General features: G+C 58.5%; 16 protein-coding genes. 2 read left to right on the top strand and 14 right to left on the bottom strand.

Features of this window, described 5'->3' with window-relative positions:
* Positions 1–86: 86 nt before the first annotated feature.
* The 12 genes from PVA19_RS18900 to PVA19_RS18955 form a co-directional block, all read right to left on the bottom strand.
* Positions 87–1,499, bottom strand: a complete 1,413-nt coding sequence (locus PVA19_RS18900; protein WP_113225312.1) for a sensor histidine kinase — start codon at positions 1,497–1,499, stop codon at positions 87–89.
* 3 nt (positions 1,500–1,502) lie between these two features.
* Positions 1,503–2,285 carry a response regulator transcription factor gene (locus tag PVA19_RS18905; protein ID WP_274103835.1) on the bottom strand — a complete coding sequence of 261 codons (783 nt, stop codon included), beginning with the start codon at positions 2,283–2,285 and terminating at the stop codon, positions 1,503–1,505.
* Between the two features lie 205 nt (positions 2,286–2,490).
* Complete coding sequence (locus tag PVA19_RS18910) at positions 2,491–4,041, bottom strand: Do family serine endopeptidase (protein WP_274103836.1); 1,551 nt, start codon at positions 4,039–4,041, stop codon at positions 2,491–2,493.
* A gap of 156 nt (positions 4,042–4,197) precedes the next feature.
* A complete protein-coding gene (locus tag PVA19_RS18915; protein ID WP_274103837.1) occupies positions 4,198–4,662 on the bottom strand; it encodes a cytochrome c-type biogenesis protein in 465 nt (154 codons plus the stop codon).
* Entirely contained in the window at positions 4,659–6,650 is a 1,992-nt protein-coding gene (locus PVA19_RS18920) for a heme lyase CcmF/NrfE family subunit (RefSeq protein ID WP_274103838.1), read from the bottom strand. Before PVA19_RS18920 ends, PVA19_RS18915 begins: the two co-directional genes overlap by 4 nt.
* The gene (ccmE, locus tag PVA19_RS18925; RefSeq protein WP_062425737.1) at positions 6,647–7,114 is read right to left on the bottom strand and encodes a cytochrome c maturation protein CcmE; all 468 of its coding nucleotides are present in this window, start codon (positions 7,112–7,114) and stop codon (positions 6,647–6,649) included. The genes PVA19_RS18920 and ccmE overlap by 4 nt, the downstream gene beginning before the upstream one ends.
* On the bottom strand, positions 7,111–8,256 hold the full coding sequence (ccmI, locus tag PVA19_RS18930; protein WP_274103839.1) for a c-type cytochrome biogenesis protein CcmI: 1,146 nt from the start codon (positions 8,254–8,256) through the stop codon (positions 7,111–7,113). The genes ccmE and ccmI overlap by 4 nt, the downstream gene beginning before the upstream one ends.
* A 238-nt stretch (positions 8,257–8,494) precedes the next feature.
* On the bottom strand, positions 8,495–8,959 hold the full coding sequence (locus tag PVA19_RS18935; protein ID WP_440598471.1) for a hypothetical protein: 465 nt from the start codon (positions 8,957–8,959) through the stop codon (positions 8,495–8,497).
* A gap of 123 nt (positions 8,960–9,082) precedes the next feature.
* Complete coding sequence (locus PVA19_RS18940) at positions 9,083–10,483, bottom strand: ATP-binding protein (protein ID WP_274103840.1); 1,401 nt, start codon at positions 10,481–10,483, stop codon at positions 9,083–9,085.
* A complete protein-coding gene (locus PVA19_RS18945) occupies positions 10,473–11,144 on the bottom strand; it encodes a response regulator transcription factor (protein ID WP_062425741.1) in 672 nt (223 codons plus the stop codon). The genes PVA19_RS18940 and PVA19_RS18945 overlap by 11 nt, the downstream gene beginning before the upstream one ends.
* Before the next feature lie 89 nt (positions 11,145–11,233).
* Positions 11,234–11,503 carry a hypothetical protein gene (locus tag PVA19_RS18950; protein ID WP_062438111.1) on the bottom strand — a complete coding sequence of 90 codons (270 nt, stop codon included), beginning with the start codon at positions 11,501–11,503 and terminating at the stop codon, positions 11,234–11,236.
* Between the two features lie 418 nt (positions 11,504–11,921).
* Entirely contained in the window at positions 11,922–12,230 is a 309-nt protein-coding gene (locus PVA19_RS18955; protein ID WP_062598356.1) for a Dabb family protein, read from the bottom strand.
* Between the two features lie 747 nt (positions 12,231–12,977).
* On the opposite strand from PVA19_RS18955, the gene PVA19_RS18960 reads away from it, so the two are divergent.
* A complete protein-coding gene (locus PVA19_RS18960; protein ID WP_274103841.1) occupies positions 12,978–14,639 on the top strand; it encodes an alpha/beta hydrolase in 1,662 nt (553 codons plus the stop codon).
* 42 nt (positions 14,640–14,681) lie between these two features.
* Here the strand turns inward: PVA19_RS18960 and PVA19_RS18965 are convergent, their stop codons facing one another.
* Entirely contained in the window at positions 14,682–15,113 is a 432-nt protein-coding gene (locus PVA19_RS18965) for an Lrp/AsnC family transcriptional regulator (RefSeq protein WP_062425744.1), read from the bottom strand.
* A 122-nt stretch (positions 15,114–15,235) separates the two neighbouring features.
* Between PVA19_RS18965 and PVA19_RS18970 the strand changes: the two genes are divergently transcribed.
* A complete protein-coding gene (locus PVA19_RS18970) occupies positions 15,236–16,336 on the top strand; it encodes a saccharopine dehydrogenase family protein (protein ID WP_274103842.1) in 1,101 nt (366 codons plus the stop codon).
* A 179-nt stretch (positions 16,337–16,515) separates the two neighbouring features.
* Here the strand turns inward: PVA19_RS18970 and PVA19_RS18975 are convergent, their stop codons facing one another.
* The gene (locus PVA19_RS18975; protein WP_062425746.1) at positions 16,516–16,944 is read right to left on the bottom strand and encodes a MucR family transcriptional regulator; all 429 of its coding nucleotides are present in this window, start codon (positions 16,942–16,944) and stop codon (positions 16,516–16,518) included.
* Positions 16,945–17,224 lie beyond the last annotated feature (280 nt).

Raw genomic sequence — 17,224 nt, forward strand, 5'->3', positions numbered from 1 at the left:
CCTCCTGCATGTCACCCTGTTGGACGGGCTTTTTCTCTCCCTGCACCACTGTGCACGCCACAGGCTTCAGGGAAAGAGACATAACCTTACGGCTTGGACGCCGGAAAGACCATGGACACGGTGAGACCAGGCGACGCTGGATTGCCCGGATCGGTATCCGAGAGACGCAGTTCACCGCTGTGAAGCTCCATCACCGCCTCCACCAGCGAGAGACCGAGGCCCGTTCCGGGCTTGGAACGGCTTTCATCCAGTCGCACGAAGCGTTTGATCACCTCGGCGCGCTTTTCAGCTGGAACGCCCGGGCCGGTATCGGCAACTGAAAGGATGATGCCTTCCTCGCTTCGACCAAGCTTTACGACGAGCCGCTTTTCACCGTCATGCCCTGCTGAATATTTGATGGCATTGTCGATGAGATTGGTCAGTGCCTGACCGATCAGCTCGCGATTGCCCTGTACGACCAGTCCAGGCTCGATGGCCGCAGTCAGCGTCAACCCTTCCTCGTCGGCCACGGGTTCGTAAAGTTCGGCGCTGTCTTCGGCAATGGCAGAGATGTCCACGTCGGTCATCTCCGCGGCAATCGAGCCAGCCTCGACGCGCGAGATCATCAAAAGCGCATTGAAGGTGCGGATCAATTGGTCGGATTCGGCGATGATGCCTTCCAGCGCCGCTCGCCGCTTGTTGTCGTCGGGATCATCAAGCGCATCAGCGGCCCTGTTGCGCAGTCGCGTCAGCGGTGTCTTCAGGTCATGGGCAATGTTGTCGGAGACCTGACGTAGGCCTTCGTTCAGCTTTTCGATGCGGCCGAGCATGGCATTCAGCGAACCGGAAAGCCGATCGAATTCGTCGCCGGACCTGCCCTCTGGAAGCCGTTGCGAGAGATCGCCCGCCATGATTTTCTTCGTTGCGGCCGACATGCGATCGAGTCGCTTCAGCGCATTTTGCCCGATGGCAAACCAGATAATGAGCGCACCGCCGCCCATGATCGCCAGCGCCACCATCAGCGCGCTGCGCACCAGCAGCCGGAACTTCGTCGGCTCCCCCAAATCGCGTCCGACGAGAATGCGCAGCCCATTGTCGAGGACGAAGATATTGGCAGTGGCAAGGTGTTTTACGCTGTCGCCGCTTTCGGAGTAGCGCTCATAGGTGAAAGGAAATTCGGTCCAGCCTTCGTTGTCAAACACGCCGGGCTGTACCGAGGCAACGTTGCCGCCGAGGATCTCACCATTCGGTCCGGCGATGACGTAGAGGCTTGCGCCCGGCTGGCGGGCGCGTCGTTCCATCATCCGCAAAAGCGGATTGATCCCGCCACGCTCATAGACGCGCTGAACATCGTTGACCTCCTGCAGCACGGCATCGCGCGTTTGCTGGTTCAGCAGACGTTCCGAAAGTGCGGTGACGTAGAAGACGAGAAACGCCGCGCAAAGCGCAAACAGCAGAATGTAGAGCGCGGAAAGACGGACAGCAGTGGAGCTGAAAAGAAGGCGCAAGCGCGAAGGCATCGTTTAGCCTTCGTCCTTCATCATATAGCCAGCACCGCGGATTGTCTTCAGCAAAGGCTTGTCGAAATCCTTTTCGATCTTGGAGCGCAAGCGCGAGACGTGAACGTCAATGACATTGGTCTGGGGATCGAAGTGATAATCCCAGACATTTTCCAAGAGCATGGTGCGGGTCACCACTTGGCCGGCATTCTTCATCAGATATTCCAGCAGGCGGAACTCACGCGGCTGCAGCAGGATTTCCTTGCCATTACGGCGCACGTCGTGCGAAAGCCGGTCGAGCTCGAGATCGCCGACGCGATAGATCATGTCCTGCTCGGGCTTGCCCTTGCGGCGACCAAGCACCTCGATCCGGGCAAGAAGCTCGTTGAAGGCATAGGGCTTGGGAAGATAATCGTCGCCACCGGCGCGAAGGCCGGTTACGCGGTCATCCACCTGACCAAGCGCCGAGAGAATAAGCACGGGCGTCTCGACACCCTTCCTGCGCAATTCTGAAATAACGGAAAGGCCGTCGCGACGTGGCAACATGCGGTCGACGACCATCACGTCGTAAACATTTTCGCAGCCCATAAACAGGCCGCTTTCGCCATCACTGGCGTGGTCGACAACAATACCAGCTTCACGGAATGCCTTCGTCATATAGGCGGCGGCTTCCAAATCATCTTCAATAACAAGTATTTTCATGTGGGGAACATTAACGTCGATATCATCCAGCGCACAACTGGAAAGAGGTTCGCCCGCAGCATTATGCAGATGACTTTCCACGGATTGGCTTCTGAGTTCTGCCATGATGATATCTCCTGTCTGCCTGGCCTGCCACCTTTGCAATAAGCGGCGTGCCGCTCCAGGTGACTTCGGCCTTGGATGGCCGAGAGCCGGCCACCGGATTGTCGATCGTAAAATAAGAAGCCGCCGCAGATATCCGCGGCTTCCTTGCTGTTCTACGGCTTAAAAAAAGAGAGGGGCAAAGCGCCCCTCTCGTATCTCTTCCCTATCAACCCTGATCGATGTCGAGGGCGATGAAGCGGCTGCCCTGCTCGGTTTCGATCTGGAACAGGGCCTTGGTGCGACCGTCCTTCTTGGCCTGATTGATCACCTTCTCGACATCGGCAGCGGATGTGACCTGCTGGTTGTTGACCGAAGTGATTTTTTCGCCCGTCTTGAGCCCGCGGGTTGCGGCGTCGGAGTCCGGATCGACATCAGTGATGGCAAGACCCTTGCCATCTTCAGCAGGAGCAACCGTCAGGCCGAGGCTCGAAAGAGCCTTCTCGCTGGAGGACTGCCCGCCGCGTTCGTTGTCGTTTTGACCCTGGGCACCTGCGGACGCGTCATCATTTGCCAAATCACCCAAGGTGACGCTGACCGACTGCGACTTGCCATCGCGCCAGAGAGACAGTTCGACCTTGGTGTTGGGTGCCAGCGCGCCAATACGGCGGGACAGTTCGCGTGCATCCTTGATCGGATCGCCATTGACCGCGGTGATGATATCACCCTGCTTTATGCCGGCCTTGTCACCGGGAGAACCCGGCTGCGGAGCCACGACGAGCGCACCCTTGGCTTCGGATAGGCCGAGCGATTCGGCAATATCCTTGCTGACGGGCTGGATCTGTACGCCAAGCCAGCCGCGCTCGACCTTGCCGTCCTTCATCAGATCCTGAACGACATCCTTGGCAACGGATGCGGGGATCGCGAATGCGATACCGACGTTGCCACCGGAAGGCGAGAAGATCGCGGTGTTGATGCCGACAACTTCCCCATTGAGGTTGAAGGCGGGGCCACCGGAGTTGCCACGGTTCACGGCCGCATCGATCTGCAGGTAGTCGTCATAAGGACCGGAGCCGATATCACGGCCGCGGGCAGACACGATACCGGAGGTGACCGTACCGCCAAGACCGAAGGGGTTACCGACAGCCACGACCCAGTCACCGACGCGGATTTTGCTGTCATCGGCGAATTGCACATAGGTGAACTTGCGATTCACATCGACCTTCAGCACGGCAAGATCGGTGCGCCGATCGCGGCCGATGAGCTTGGCGTCGTATTCGGTGCCATCGTTGAGCACCACCGTGTAGGCGGAGCCATCATCGACGACGTGATTGTTGGTGACGATGTAGCCGTCTTCCGAGATGAAGAAGCCGGAGCCCTGAGCGACAGGGCGCAACGGGCCTTTACCTTCGCGGTGGCGATTGGGGCCACGCTTGTCTTCGTTTGCGCCGGGACCACCGAATTCCTTGAAGAAGCGCTTGAGCGGATGATCGTCAGGAAGCTGATCCAGACCGCGACCGCCGAAGGAAAAACCGCTGCTGTCGTCAGAAACCGGCTCGACATTGGATTTGACGCGGACCGAAACGACTGCGGGAGACACGGCATCAACGACACTGGCAAAGCTCGGTACCTGGGGTGCGTTCACCTCGACAGGTGCTGCAAAGGAACGGGCGATTGGGCCAGCGGCGCCGGTGGTCAGCATCAGCGCGGCAAGACCGCCGACGGCCGAAGACTTCAGAACTGTCTTCAACGAAGAGCGTCCGTTTTGCATTTGAGACATTTGATTTCCTTCTTTCTTCATCTGACTGGAGCCTCCGAGGAGGATCGGAGCAGCGGTGGATGACAAAAGATATAGGAACTCCCACCTTACAGCGAAGTGTCTGCCTTATGAAAAATTAGTAATATTGCCGCATTGAGCGATATGGCGGCGCAAACTTCAGCGTTCCAGCAAGTCGCGGATCCTGGCTTCTTCATCCGCCGTCAATTTCTGGCCTTCCGAGAGCGCGGCACGGCGACGGGAAAAGACGAAGACCGCCAGTCCGCCGATCAGAAGAAGACCGATCGGCGCCCCCCATAGAGCCAGAGTCCTTGCGCTGAAGCGCGGTTTCAACAGCACGAACTCGCCATAGCGCGAGACGACATAGTTGATTACCGCATCATCGCTGTCGCCCTTGACCAAACGATCGCGCACCAGAAGACGCAGATCGCGCGCAAGCTCCGCATTGCTGTCATCGATCGACTGGTTCTGGCAGACCATGCAGCGCAATTGGGCAGTAAGGTTGCGCGCCCGTGCTTCCAGCGCAGGATCGGAAAGCACCTCGTCCGGATTGAAAGCGAAGGCGGGAAAGGCGCTGAGCGACAGAATGATAAGCAACGATAATCTTGCGAGCATCGCTCTCATTCCGCCGGCTCCAGGCATGGCGCTTTCGCAGGCTTTGACTTGCGGCTCGGCGCGCCGACACGCAGGCGACGGTCGGAGAGCGAGATAAAGCCGCCCAGCATCATGAACAGCGTACCGCCCCAGATGCAAAGGATGAAGGGCTTCCACCAGATGCGCACGACGATACCGCCATCCTGCATCGGATCGCCGAGGGACACATAGAGTTGTGAGAGGCCGAAGGTCATGATGCCGGCTTCTGTCGTCGGCATGCGGCGCGCGGTATAGAGGCGCTTTGAGGACCAGACATCGCCCACCTCCACACCCGCCTTGCGGGCGGTGAAGTGGCCGCGATCCTCGGTGTAATTCGGGCCGACGTGATGGCGGATGCCGTCAAAGGTCAGGCTATAGCCGCCCGCGTCCACCACCATGCCCTGCTTCATCTCGACCACGGTTTCCGTCTCGAATGTGGTGACGGTGACGATGCCAAGCACCGTGATGCCGAGGCCGATATGCGCAAGCGCCGTGCCGAAGGCCGAGCGAGGCAGACCTTTCAGGCGGCGGAACGCGACGCCAAGCGTCAACTTGCCGAAATTGGCGCGGTACCAGAGATCGGCAAGCGCGCCGAATATCAGCCAGAAGCCTGCAGCTATGCCAAGCGCTGCCAATACCGGCCCGCCATTTTGGATGTACCAGAGCGCCAGTCCTGCGAGAGCCGCAAGAGCCGCGGCCACATATAGCCGCTGGAAGGCCCCTAGAAGATCCCCACGCTTCCAGGCAAGCATCGGCCCGAAGGGGGTGACGATCAGGATCGGGATCATCAACAGGCCGAAGGTAATGTTGAAGAAGGGCGCACCAACGGAAATCTTCTCGCCTGTCAGGGTTTCAAGAACCAGCGGATAGAGCGTGCCGATCAACACCGTGGCGGTGGATACCGTCAGGATCAGATTGTTGAGAACCAGTGCACCTTCGCGCGAAATCGGCGCAAAAAGTCCGCCCGCCTTCAGTGTCGGAGCTCGCCATGCAAAGAGCGAAAAGGCGCCGCCGATGAAGACCATCAGAATGCAGAGAATGAAAATACCGCGGCTCGGATCGGTGGCGAAGGCGTGCACTGACGTCAGCACGCCGGAGCGGACAAGGAAAGTGCCGAGCAAGGACAGCGAGAAGGTCATGATCGCTAAAAGCACGGTCCAGATCTTCAGTGCCTCGCGCTTTTCCATGACGAGCGCCGAATGCAGAAGCGCCGTTCCCGCAAGCCAGGGCATGAAGGAGGCATTTTCGACCGGGTCCCAGAACCACCAGCCTCCCCAGCCAAGTTCGTAATAGGCCCAGTAAGAGCCCATAGAGATGCCCGCCGTCAGGAAGGTCCAGGCAGCCAGTGTCCATGGACGCACCCAGCGCGCCCAGGCGGCATCGATGCGGCCTTCCATGAGGGCGGCTACGGCGAAGGAAAAACAGACGGAAAAGCCCACATAGCCGAGGTAAAGCAGGGGCGGATGAATGGCGAGACCGAAGTCCTGCAGAATAGGATTCAAATCCTGTCCCTCAGCCGGCACAGGGTCGAGCCGCAGAAACGGATTGGAGGTTAACAAGATGAACAGGAGGAAGGCCGTGCTGATCCAGGCCTGGACCGAGAGCACATTGGCTTTCAACGTATCGGGCAGATTGCGGCCATAGACGGAGACCAGCGCACTGAAGAACACCAGGATCAGCAGCCACAAAAGCATGGAGCCTTCATGGTTGCCCCAGACACCGGTCAATTTGTAGATCATCGGCATCAAGGAGTGCGAGTTCTCGAAGACGTTTTTCAACGAGAAGTCGGACACCGCATAGGCGTGCGTCAGCGCACCGAAGCTCAGACCAACGAGAAGAAACATCAGAAGCGAACCGGTGGACGCGACATCCATCAGCCCCCGGTCGTGACGACGAACGCCGATAACCGGCAGGATGGAGACGACGACGGAAACTGCGAGCGCGAGGATGAGACAGTAGTGACCGATTTCACTGATCATTTGGTCGCCCCGGTCTTGTTGCCATCCTGTGTCTGCTGCCAAAGACCCTTGTCTTTCAACCGGTCGGCCACTTCCTTCGGCATGTAGTTCTCGTCATGCTTGGCGAGCACGCTGTCTGCCATGAAGGCATGGGTCGCAGCATCGAACACGCCTTCCGTCACCACGCCTTGGCCCTCGCGAAACAGATCCGGCAGGATGCCGGTGTAGCTGACTGGAACGCTTCCAGAGCCGTCCGTCACGGTGAAGCTGACGGTGCGGCCTTCGCCACGCTTGACCGATCCTTCGGCCACCAGGCCGCCGAGGCGGATGCGCGTGCCTGGGGCAACGGAGGTCTTTTCGAGATCAACCGGCATATAGAAGTAAGCGATGGACTGGCCGAAGGCGAACATCACCAGAAAGACAGCCAGCATGATGAAACTCACGCCACCGCCGATGATCGCCAATCGCTTCTGTTTGCGCGTCATTGCGTCACTCCGTCGGCGGGAATTCCAAGTTGCTGCGCCAGGGCCAGCAGTTTCTTGCCCTGCTCGCCGTCCGGCGGAAAGGCCTTCAGCCCGTTTTGCAGTGCTTCCTTCGCCTTGCCGTCATTGTTCAGCATGGCATAGGAGCGTAGGAGCCGCATCCAGCCCTCAAAATTGTTGGGTTGCTCGCGAAGCTTGCCATCCAGACTTTCGACCATACCGGCAATCATCGCCTGGCGATCCTCTGGTGCCATGGCGTTGGCAGCCTCTATATCCTCAGCCGTCGGATTGCCCGGTGCTTCGGGCTTCGGCACGGCAGCAACTGCCGCATCGCCGCCGGTTGCCTCAAGATGGGCCTGAACGAGCGGTATCCAGGGCGCGCCGGCTGGAGACGCCTTCAAGATCGCCGCGAATGCGTCGCGCGCCTCATCCTTCTTGCCAGCTTGCTCCAGCGCAAGCGCCAGATAGAACCGCGCTCGCGGATTGCCGGGCCGCAATTTCTCCGCATCGGCGAAGGCGGATTGAGCTTCCTGCGTGACGATGCCCTGATTGGCTGTGACAAGTGTTTCGGCCAATCCGGTCAAGCGCTCGGGGTTATCGCCCAGCAAGCGGATGGCGTTTCGGTAAGCCATTTCGGCATCGCCGAAGCGCATCGTCTTGAAGTAGATCGGCGCCAGCACATCCCATCCCGCGCCGTCCGCAGGGTTTTGCGCCAGATGGCGTTCCGCCTTGGCGATCAAAAGGTTCATATCGCTGCCGGGATTTTCCAGACGTGCTGCCAGCGGCATGTCCGGATGATTGGGGCTACCCATGAATAAGTACAGACAGAGCCCCGTGATCGGTAAAGCCGCCGTCACAAGGCTTGCGATCACACTATGTCGGCGAGCGGTCAGGGCAGTATCTTGCTCACTCTTTCCCGACGCCGCAGCAAGAAGGCGTCGCCCGATCTCGGCGCGCGCATATTCCGCCTCCGTTTCCCCGATCAGGCCGGATGCGCGTTCGCGCTCAAGTTCTGCCAGCTGATCGCGATAGACGGCAACCTCTCCTTCTCCATCGACAATGGCAGATTGCTTGCTGCGCATCAGAGGATGGGTGAGAATAATGGCGACAGCCGCCGTCAATATGGCAACGAGAATCCAGAACATTCCCACTCAACTACTCGAATCCGCGCTGCTTTGAAACAAGCCGCAACGGGATGACACGAATTTGAGGCCATCGGCCGCGCGACGTTCTCTCACAGGAAGACGTACGACTTCCTTGACACAAGTCAAATGGAAGAATTCCCTTTCGCCAGGACGATGACGCAGCACCCTGTCGCGAGCGCCGACAGCAAGGCGAAAACCCGAGAGCGCTCGCTATCGGAATGATTCTGCGGGGCAGATGTCAGGTAAGCGGCGTCCAGGTTCCATCAGCGTTGCGGCAGGCCGCCCCGCGCACCTTCGCCTCGCGGCCATTGTCGTTGATGGTGTGGGAATATTGACGGCAATTCTGGTTGCCGACTTGATAGGGCGCGTTGGCGATGACTTCACCATTTGCACTGCCGCTCCAAGTCACCGCCTGTCCGCCGGGCGCGGTCTCGAGCGCGCGATACTCGGCTTCCAGTGCCTTGTTGTAGTCGCCGCGGCTCAACTGAATGCCGCTGCGCGACACGATTCCGCCCTGGAGGTTGGCGATATAGGATACGGAAGACGATCCGCGACCGCTGAAAAGGCCTCCGCTGCTTGCAGGTCCGCGCGTGTTGGATGTCGTGCAGGAGCTTAAAACGGAAACGACAATCAGGGACAGAACGGCAGGTCGCGCCAAGCGAGACCCTGTTGCTCTCACACCTGCACTGCACATCGCTTCCATCAAAATACTACTCCTTGCCAACGTCTAACCACTGAGTCCTGCTGAACAACGCCGCAATGCCGCGCATCAACAGGCACATCGTCATCACTCTTCTGGCTTGAATTAATTGCCTTTTCGCTTGTCTTAAGCAAGCTCTTTCGACAGGCCCGGCAAAAGCAATGTGGCCTTCAATCCACCGAGTTCGCTACGCGACAGGGTGAATTTTCCGTGATACTCGGAAACCACTTCGCTGACGATCGACAGTCCAAGACCTGTGCCAGGCCGGCTTTCATCCAGCCGTCGCCCACGCTTCAGCGCCTCGGTGATCTGGTCGGGCTCTAGACCAGGCCCATCATCCTCCACCGTCAATTCGATCCAGGCACGGCGGGTGATATCGGGATCGGAGGACGGATGGCTGCCGGTCGTCATGCGAACGACGATACGCTTGTCCGCAAAGCGGGCGGCATTCTCGAGAAGGTTGCCGACGACCTCCTCCAGATCCTGCTGCTCCATGGCCAGCAGCGTGCCCGGCTGGTGAAGATCCAGTTCGAAGGCCTTGTCGGGGTTGAGGCGGCGCATCACCCGGATCAGACGCTCTAGCGCCGGTTCGGCTTCGGCTCGCGCCAGGATCGAGCCGCGCTGGGCGGCGATGCGGGCGCGCGACAGATAGGACTGGACCTGCGCCTGCATGGCATCCACCTGGGATCGCACCAGATCGCCGTGCTGATTGTCCAGCGTGCGCGCCTCGTTCAACAGCACTGCGATCGGTGTCTTCAGCGAGTGGGCCAAGTTGCCAACCTGCATGCGCGCGCGTTCGACGATGCGGCGGTTGCTTTCAATCAGCGCATTGATCTCATGCGCCAACGGCTGGATTTCGCGCGGGAATTCACCCTCCAGCCGCTCGGCTTCGCCGCCGCGTATCTTGCCAAGCGCCACGCGGGCATGGTCCAGCGGACGAAGACTGTAGAGGATGGCAAGACCGTTGACCACGAGACTACCGACGCCGAAGACCGCGAGCGCCAGATAGAGGCTGTTGGAAAAATCGCGCACATCGTCCTCGACAACGTTCAAGTTGCCGGTCACACGAAACCGTGCCGCCCTGCCCTCACCATCCAGCACGACTTCGGTCTCGGCCACCTGAATGCGGTTTCCGGCCTGATCGGTCAGCGTGTAATAACGTTCATAGCGGTTGTCGAAGGGCACATCGAGAATGCTGGGAACGGCAAGCTTGGAGGCGCCAAGTGATGAGGAGACCAGCGGTGCAGTCTGGAAGTTGCCGAGCGGCTCCACGAGCCAGTACCATCCCGTATCCGGCTGGGAGAAACGCAAATCTCCGAGCTGCGGACTGCCGGCCAGCGTGTTCTCATTGGAAATCGCCACGGAATTGATGACGTTGTAAAGCTGGGCACGCAACAGATCGGTAAAGCTGCGCTCGACACCCTGGCGGTAGAGCGTCGAAATCACCACCGCGATCACCACCAGCGCCAGCACAGACCATGCCGAGGCTAATAGCAGAACGCGGGCGGTGAGTGAATTACTTCGCATCTTGCGGCGCTTGCATCCGATAGCCAAGACCACGAATGGTCTCGATGAGGTCAACACCCAGCTTCTTGCGCAAGCGTCCAACGAAAACTTCGATCGTGTTGGAATCGCGGTCGAAATCCTGATCGTACATGTGCTCGACCAGCTCGGTGCGCGAAACGACCTCACCCATGTGATGCATGAGATAGGAGAGCAGCCGAAATTCGTGCGAGGTCAGCTTCAAGGTCACGCCGTTGACGGTTGCCTTGGATGACTTGGTGTCGAGCCTGACAGGACCACAGACGATCTCGGAGGACGCGTGGCCTGCGGCGCGGCGGATAAGCGCACGCACACGCGCAAGCACTTCTTCCACATGGAAGGGCTTTGTCACGTAATCGTCGGCACCAGCGTCGATACCGGCCACCTTGTCGCTCCAGCGATCACGTGCCGTGAGAATCAAAACGGGCATGGACTTGCCGGCAGAGCGCCATTTCTCGACAACGGTAATACCATCCATCTGCGGCAGGCCGATATCCAGCACGATCGCGTCATAAGGCTCGGTATCGCCGAGGTAGTGGCCTTCCTCGCCGTCGAACGCCTGATCGACCACATAACCCGCTTCTTTCAGCGCGTCGGTCAGTTGTCGGTTGAGGTTGGTATCGTCCTCGACCACGAGAATGCGCATCGTCTGCCCCTTTTCAGTCCAACCGGCAGCAGAGCCGGCATTCGATACTTGTCTATCGCAGATGTATGGAGATTTCGATTAAGGTTCAACTACATCGGCACGCGCATCGTGACCTTGCGGGGGCGCTCGCCATTGCCCTGCACCAGAACTGTGACGACGCAGGATTGACCGTCGCCGGACGGATAGACGGATAGAAGCTGTCCACCGGTTTCGCGAACGACGCGGGAGACGGCGCCGGTGCAGTCGCTCGCAATGCGAACAATCGGCGCCTCGACGGCACCGGCCCGCAAATCAGCCTGCGGCGCGGGGAAGCCGGACATTCCGGCTGCAAGCGTCGCGATGATTAGAGGTGATGCCATTTGCAAAAACTTCCACAAAAAGTCGGATGCACGTCGAAATAGTTTGTTGAGGCAATATTTAGCCCAAAGCGTCTGAATGGCAAATGAATGTGGGCTTTTGCGTCCGTTCAAGCTGGGGATAGCAACCCGACCGAAGCTGCGGCACCATCATCCTTTCAGAGATATGTAACCATTGCCGCGTAGAATGAAGAGAGTTCTTATCGCGGCAGCCATGAGCCCGCGGCGGCTTTCCTTTGCCATTTCGTTGAGTCTTCTGAATCACTTGCGACCAGGACTTAACAGACTGAATCTCCTCGTTGAGAAACCAGTTGAGCAAAACCCCAAGCGACGGAATGCTTTCTCAAAAATGCGATATCTCTCAATTACTTAAGACCTTGGCAGATAGCATTCCCTGCGGTTGACCTCGCAGAGACAAGGCTTATCTGATCGGAGAGGTCACCGCTTTATCGGCATCGAAGTCCGCTGCAATTCGCGTATCGCGGAGAGGCTTTACGGTTCTGGTGGATAGATCATAGGCCGGGTCAGCCTTATAGGCGGCGAGCGCCTCTTGGCTCTCGAACTCGCCGTAGACGATGAAGTCGACCGAGTTGCCCCACTGGTCCTTCTTGACGTTCTCGCCGATCTCGAGCTTCGAAGCGTGGGGAATGGCCGTCAGGCCTGAAAGCCCCTTGCGCACGGCGTCTCGATTGGCTTCCGGAACGGTGAAGAAAACGATGTGGCGGATCATGGGCATGCACCTGTCAATTGAACGTCGCGGCAGAACACCGGAGCAATCGCCTATCATCCTGTCGCAACGGGTTCAATCCAGCTTACAGGGTTGAGGACACGCGGCGCCCTTTCTGAACCGGCCTGTTCAACACGAAGAAGGCCAGCGACTGTCCCCTTTTTCGGAGCGGGTTTGAAGCTGGCAAAACGGCTTGTGATGAAAGGGAATCAGGGTCAACGGATAAGCGGATCGAGTTTTGGAAAAGCGACTTTCGGCAAGTTGCGGATTTTCCACATGCTGGCAGCGCCAGTTAAATCGATTTGAAAATTTCTTAATCGATTTTAATATCTGCGAACCGATTTAAGAGAAAATTATTGCTTGAATCTGGGAACCTCTCACCCTCTTACTTGGTTTCAGAGCCCGCAAATGGAGCTGCATCAACCCAGTCAGGAGGAATGCCATGACAGCGACAATTCCCCAGAACATTTACGACCGCCTCGAGAGCGAATGGCGGCAGATGCGCGAAGGTGGCAGCCAGCCAAAGCCTTCGCAGTCTCCAAAAAAGTGATCGCCGCTTGCACGCCTTAGGGTGTGCTCCGGGAGATGGAAATAGCCCGCGACATGATGATCGTCTGTCGCGGGCTTTTTGTTGCGTCCGATTCTTTCCACCGTCGCAAAGCTCGTATTAAACTGGCGCCTAGACCGCAAATCACGCGGTCGGTTGGGGCCGCTCGCCCTTGGCGCACAGCTCCTTGGAGGAACACACTATTGCGATGGATCAGGCGCTTTATCGGACCGTTGTCCAGCACCGGCATCGTCTTCGGGACATCGCTGTTTTGTGCGTCGCTGACGCCCTCGCTTCTCCCGCGCACCTTCGTCATGCAAGGCGTTCTCTGTGGCTTTTCCTTTGCCATCGGGTACCTCATCGGCGTGATGGTGAAGGAGGTCTACCTCTATTTGGAGCTGCCGCAGCTTTCCCGGCATGATCGGCGCGGTGTCCGCTTCGTCCTGTCGCTTGCCGCCGCCATCGCTGCGGTCGGCTTTCTCTGGCAGGCGGCCACCTGGCAGAACTCCATCCGAATCTTGATGGAGATGAGCCCGCTCGATAGCAGCCACCCGTTCAGGACAGGGGCGATCGCAATCGCCGTTGCAGCAATCCTGATTGGTTTCGGGCGCCTCTTCCAACTCGTTCGTCGCCTGTTGGCCTTGCGCAGTCGTCGCTTTCTGCCGCGTCGGCTGGCGAACGTCGTGAGTGCCGTTGCGGCGATCGCGCTCGCGTGGATGGCACTGAACGGGCTGATCTTCGACATCGGCCTGCGATTTGCTGACAGTTCGCTGAAACAGGTGGATAGCCTGATCGAGCCGGACGTTCCGCAACCGACGGACCAATTGAAGACCGGCAGCGACACGTCCCTGATGACGTGGCAATCGCTCGGGCGGCGCGGACGGGAATTTGTGGCGACGGGCCCTACAGCGCAGCAGATTTCGAGCTTCACCGGCAAAGCCGCGCTTGAGCCGATCCGTGTCTATGCCGGGCTCAATTCCGCCGATACGCCGGCTGCACGGGCGAAACTTGCGCTCGAAGAGTTGAAACGCACAGGCGGCTTCGAGCGCCACGCTCTGCTGGTCGTCGTGCCGACCGGCACAGGCTGGATCGATCCCGAGGCCCTGGATACCGTCGAGTATCTCCACAATGGCGATATCGCCAGCGTTTCGGTGCAGTATTCCTATCTCTCCAGTTGGATCGCTCTTCTGACCGAACCGGATTACGGGGTCGAAACGGCGCGCGCGCTTTTCGAGGAAATCTACGGCTATTGGACGACGCTGCCGAAAGAGACGAGACCGAAGCTCTATCTTCACGGGCTTAGCCTCGGCGCGCTGAACAGCCAGAAGTCGTCCGACCTCTTCGACGTGCTGGCCGATCCGTTTCAAGGCGCGTTGTGGAGTGGACCGCCCTTCGCAAGCCCCACATGGCGGATGGCGACCAATGGGCGGGTGCCCGGCACGCCGGAATGGTTGCCGAAGTTTCGCGATTCGTCCGTCATCCGATTTGCAGACCAGTATCAAACAGCGACGATGCCGAACGTTGCCTGGGGGCCGATGCGGATCGTCTATCTGCAATATGCAAGCGACCCAATCACCTTCTTTCAAACCTCATCGGTTTATCGGCGACCCGAATGGATGAACCAGCCCCGCGGCCGTGATGTCTCCTCCTCGTTCCGCTGGTTCCCACTCGTCACCTTTTTGCAATTGACGCTGGACGTGGCTGCCGCAACCACCGCGCCCATGGGCTACGGCCATGTCTACGCTCCCGAACACTACATCGATGCATGGATGGAGGTGACAGCACCGCAAGGCTGGAGCGCAGACGATCTTCAGCGACTGAAGGTGTTCTTCAAGGCGCGCCGTGGAAGCCTCGACGAGGCATAAGACCTTGGAGAACAACGGCTTTAGACAGCTTGGAGTAGCGCCTCAGCGGGAGATGCGCGTCGACAGGATAATCGATGAGAGCGTGCGTTCCACTCCATCAAGCGCGCCGATCTTGTCGATCAGCCCATCCAGATCGGAGATCGAGGGAGCGGCAAGGATCGCAATCAGGTCGAAACTGCCGCTGACGGAGTGAAGTGTCGTGACTTCCTTGATGGCGGACAGTGCGACGGTGACGGTTGCCAATGCCTTGGGGCCGATCGTGATCAGCACATGGGCGCGCACCAGCCCGGACAAGTAGTTCTCCGACAGTCTCAGGCCGTAGCCGGCGATGACGCCTTCTGCCTCCAGCCGCTCGATGCGGGCCTGGACCGTTGTTCGCGACAGGCCAAGCTTACGCGCCAGTTCGGCAACGGGCATGCGGGCATCGCTTCCAAGCAGCGACAGCAAGGCGCGGTCTTTATCGGTGATTGTCATTATGCGCATTCCCTTTGGCGGTATGCACAAATTTATACGGCCATGTGAACAAAGTGAAGCTACGAATCGTCTCGTGGAAGCGGCATTCTGTTACCTCAACACATGTCTTGAGGGGACGGATCATGAAACATATCGCTGTCGTTGGTGCTGGCAATATCGGCTCGGCTATTTCCTGGATGCTTGCGGTTACCGGCGACTACCGCATTACCGTTGCCGACCGCGCGGTCGATCAACTGGCCAATGTCCCATCCCATGAGCGGATTGACACCGAGGTGGTGGATATCACCGACCGACTGAGCCTTCAGGCCTTGTTGAAGGACAAGTTCGCGGTTCTTTCAGCCGCTCCCTATCATCTTACTGCGGGAATTGCCGAGGCAGCCGTTGCGGTCGGCACCCACTATCTCGACCTCACCGAAGACGTGGAATCCACCCGCAAGGTCAAGAAGCTTGCCGAAACGTCGGAGGTAGCTCTCATTCCCCAATGCGGCCTGGCACCGGGCTTCATTTCCATTGTCGCTGCCGATCTGGCATCGCGCTTCGACAATCTGGATAGTGTGCGCATGCGCGTTGGCGCTCTGCCGCAGTACCCGTCCAACGCCTTGAACTACAATCTCACCTGGAGCACGGACGGCCTGATCAACGAATACATCGAGCCATGCGAGGCGATCGTCGAAGGGCGCCTGACGGCCGTTCCGGCCTTGGAAGAGCGCGAGGAGTTCTCCCTCGACGGCATGACCTACGAAGCCTTCAACACATCCGGCGGGCTCGGCACGCTCGCCGCCACGCTGGAAGGCAAAGTGCGGACCATGAACTATCGGACGATCCGCTATCCCGGCCACGTTTCGATCATGAAGGCGCTTCTCAACGACTTTAACCTGCGCAACCGTCGTGACGTGCTGAAAGACCTCTTCGAAAATGCCCTTCCCGCCACTATGCAGGATGTGGTCATCGTGTTCGTCACTGTCTGCGGCACCAAGAACGGTCGCTTCATGCAGGAGACCTACGCTAACAAGATCTATGCCGGTCCCGTCTCCGGGCGCATGATGAGCGCGATCCAGATCACCACTGCCGCAGGCATTTGCACTGTTCTCGATCTTCTTGCTGGAGACAAGCTGCCGCTGCGCGGCTTCGTGAAGCAGGAGGATGTGGCTCTCGATGCTTTCCTCGCCAACCGCTTCGGCCAGTATTATGTGCCGCGAGAAGGTCTGGCAAAGGTCGGCTGACAGGTATCCTCGCCTCTCTCAGTAGAAAGTTAGAACAAATTTCCGAGGCTGGCGCGATCGAAACTTCGCTCCAGCCTTTTTGATTGCGTATGAACGCACTCGGAAACTCGCTCCAGAAACGCAAAAAGCCGACCCTGAGGTCGGCTTTGTGTTTTCGCCAATGCTGATTGCAAAAATGATCAGCGGCCGGACTTGCGGCGCTGGCCGAGGCCCATTTCCTTTGCCAGACGCGAACGCGCTTCTGCATAGGCCGGAGCAACCATTGGATAATCCACAGCAAGATCCCACTTTTCGCGGTATTCTTCCGGCGTGATGTTGTGATGCGTCGTCAGATGACGCTTGAGCGACTTGAAAGAACCGCCACATTCCAGGCAGATGATCTGATCATCCTGCACCGACTTGCGAACAGAAACCGCAGGCTTCTGCTTTTCGACGCTGACCGATGCCACTGCCGGGGCAGACGTGCCGTTCAGCGCGTTGTGGACGTCGGAAATCAGGCTTGGAAGTTCCGCAACCGGAACGACGTGGTGGCTAACATATGCGGCAACAATGTCCGCAGTCAGCTCAACGAGCAGATTCTGCGCTCCGCCATATGTAGTTTCCGTCATTTAATGTCTCCTGTTCATGTCACGCGTAGCGACGGGCAAAGCCACATGCGCCAGTAAAGCAAAGTAGGCCAGCGAAACTGCACTTGTGTCTGTGACACGAAGCCAGCCCCGAGCCTCATGCAGAAAAGATGGAATATACTGACGCGATTTACGTCATCCGTGACTGTATTTCCGGCAAATCGCCCAGCAAGACTTTCCAGTCCAATGTAGGCAACGGGGGAACGCCAATAACGAAAAGCAAATCAACATCAGCAACTTTGCGTACCGTGGATAGCACCAA

Origin of the sequence: Agrobacterium sp. CNPSo 3708 (assembly GCF_028674915.1) — a bacterium.
GTDB classification, from domain to species: Bacteria; Pseudomonadota; Alphaproteobacteria; order Rhizobiales; family Rhizobiaceae; genus Agrobacterium; species Agrobacterium cavarae.

Coding starts and splice junctions, on each gene's coding strand:
- PVA19_RS18900 (WP_113225312.1), bottom strand. CDS start 1,499: ATGCCTTCGCGCTTGCGCCTTCTTTTCAGCTCCACTGCTGTCCGTCTT.
- PVA19_RS18905 (WP_274103835.1), bottom strand. CDS start 2,285: ATGGCAGAACTCAGAAGCCAATCCGTGGAAAGTCATCTGCATAATGCT.
- PVA19_RS18910 (WP_274103836.1), bottom strand. CDS start 4,041: ATGTCTCAAATGCAAAACGGACGCTCTTCGTTGAAGACAGTTCTGAAG.
- PVA19_RS18915 (WP_274103837.1), bottom strand. CDS start 4,662: ATGAGAGCGATGCTCGCAAGATTATCGTTGCTTATCATTCTGTCGCTC.
- PVA19_RS18920 (WP_274103838.1), bottom strand. CDS start 6,650: ATGATCAGTGAAATCGGTCACTACTGTCTCATCCTCGCGCTCGCAGTT.
- ccmE (WP_062425737.1), bottom strand. CDS start 7,114: ATGACGCGCAAACAGAAGCGATTGGCGATCATCGGCGGTGGCGTGAGT.
- ccmI (WP_274103839.1), bottom strand. CDS start 8,256: ATGTTCTGGATTCTCGTTGCCATATTGACGGCGGCTGTCGCCATTATT.
- PVA19_RS18935 (WP_440598471.1), bottom strand. CDS start 8,959: ATGGAAGCGATGTGCAGTGCAGGTGTGAGAGCAACAGGGTCTCGCTTG.
- PVA19_RS18940 (WP_274103840.1), bottom strand. CDS start 10,483: ATGCGAAGTAATTCACTCACCGCCCGCGTTCTGCTATTAGCCTCGGCA.
- PVA19_RS18945 (WP_062425741.1), bottom strand. CDS start 11,144: ATGCGCATTCTCGTGGTCGAGGACGATACCAACCTCAACCGACAACTG.
- PVA19_RS18950 (WP_062438111.1), bottom strand. CDS start 11,503: ATGGCATCACCTCTAATCATCGCGACGCTTGCAGCCGGAATGTCCGGC.
- PVA19_RS18955 (WP_062598356.1), bottom strand. CDS start 12,230: ATGATCCGCCACATCGTTTTCTTCACCGTTCCGGAAGCCAATCGAGAC.
- PVA19_RS18965 (WP_062425744.1), bottom strand. CDS start 15,113: ATGACAATCACCGATAAAGACCGCGCCTTGCTGTCGCTGCTTGGAAGC.
- PVA19_RS18970 (WP_274103842.1), top strand. CDS start 15,236: ATGAAACATATCGCTGTCGTTGGTGCTGGCAATATCGGCTCGGCTATT.
- PVA19_RS18975 (WP_062425746.1), bottom strand. CDS start 16,944: ATGACGGAAACTACATATGGCGGAGCGCAGAATCTGCTCGTTGAGCTG.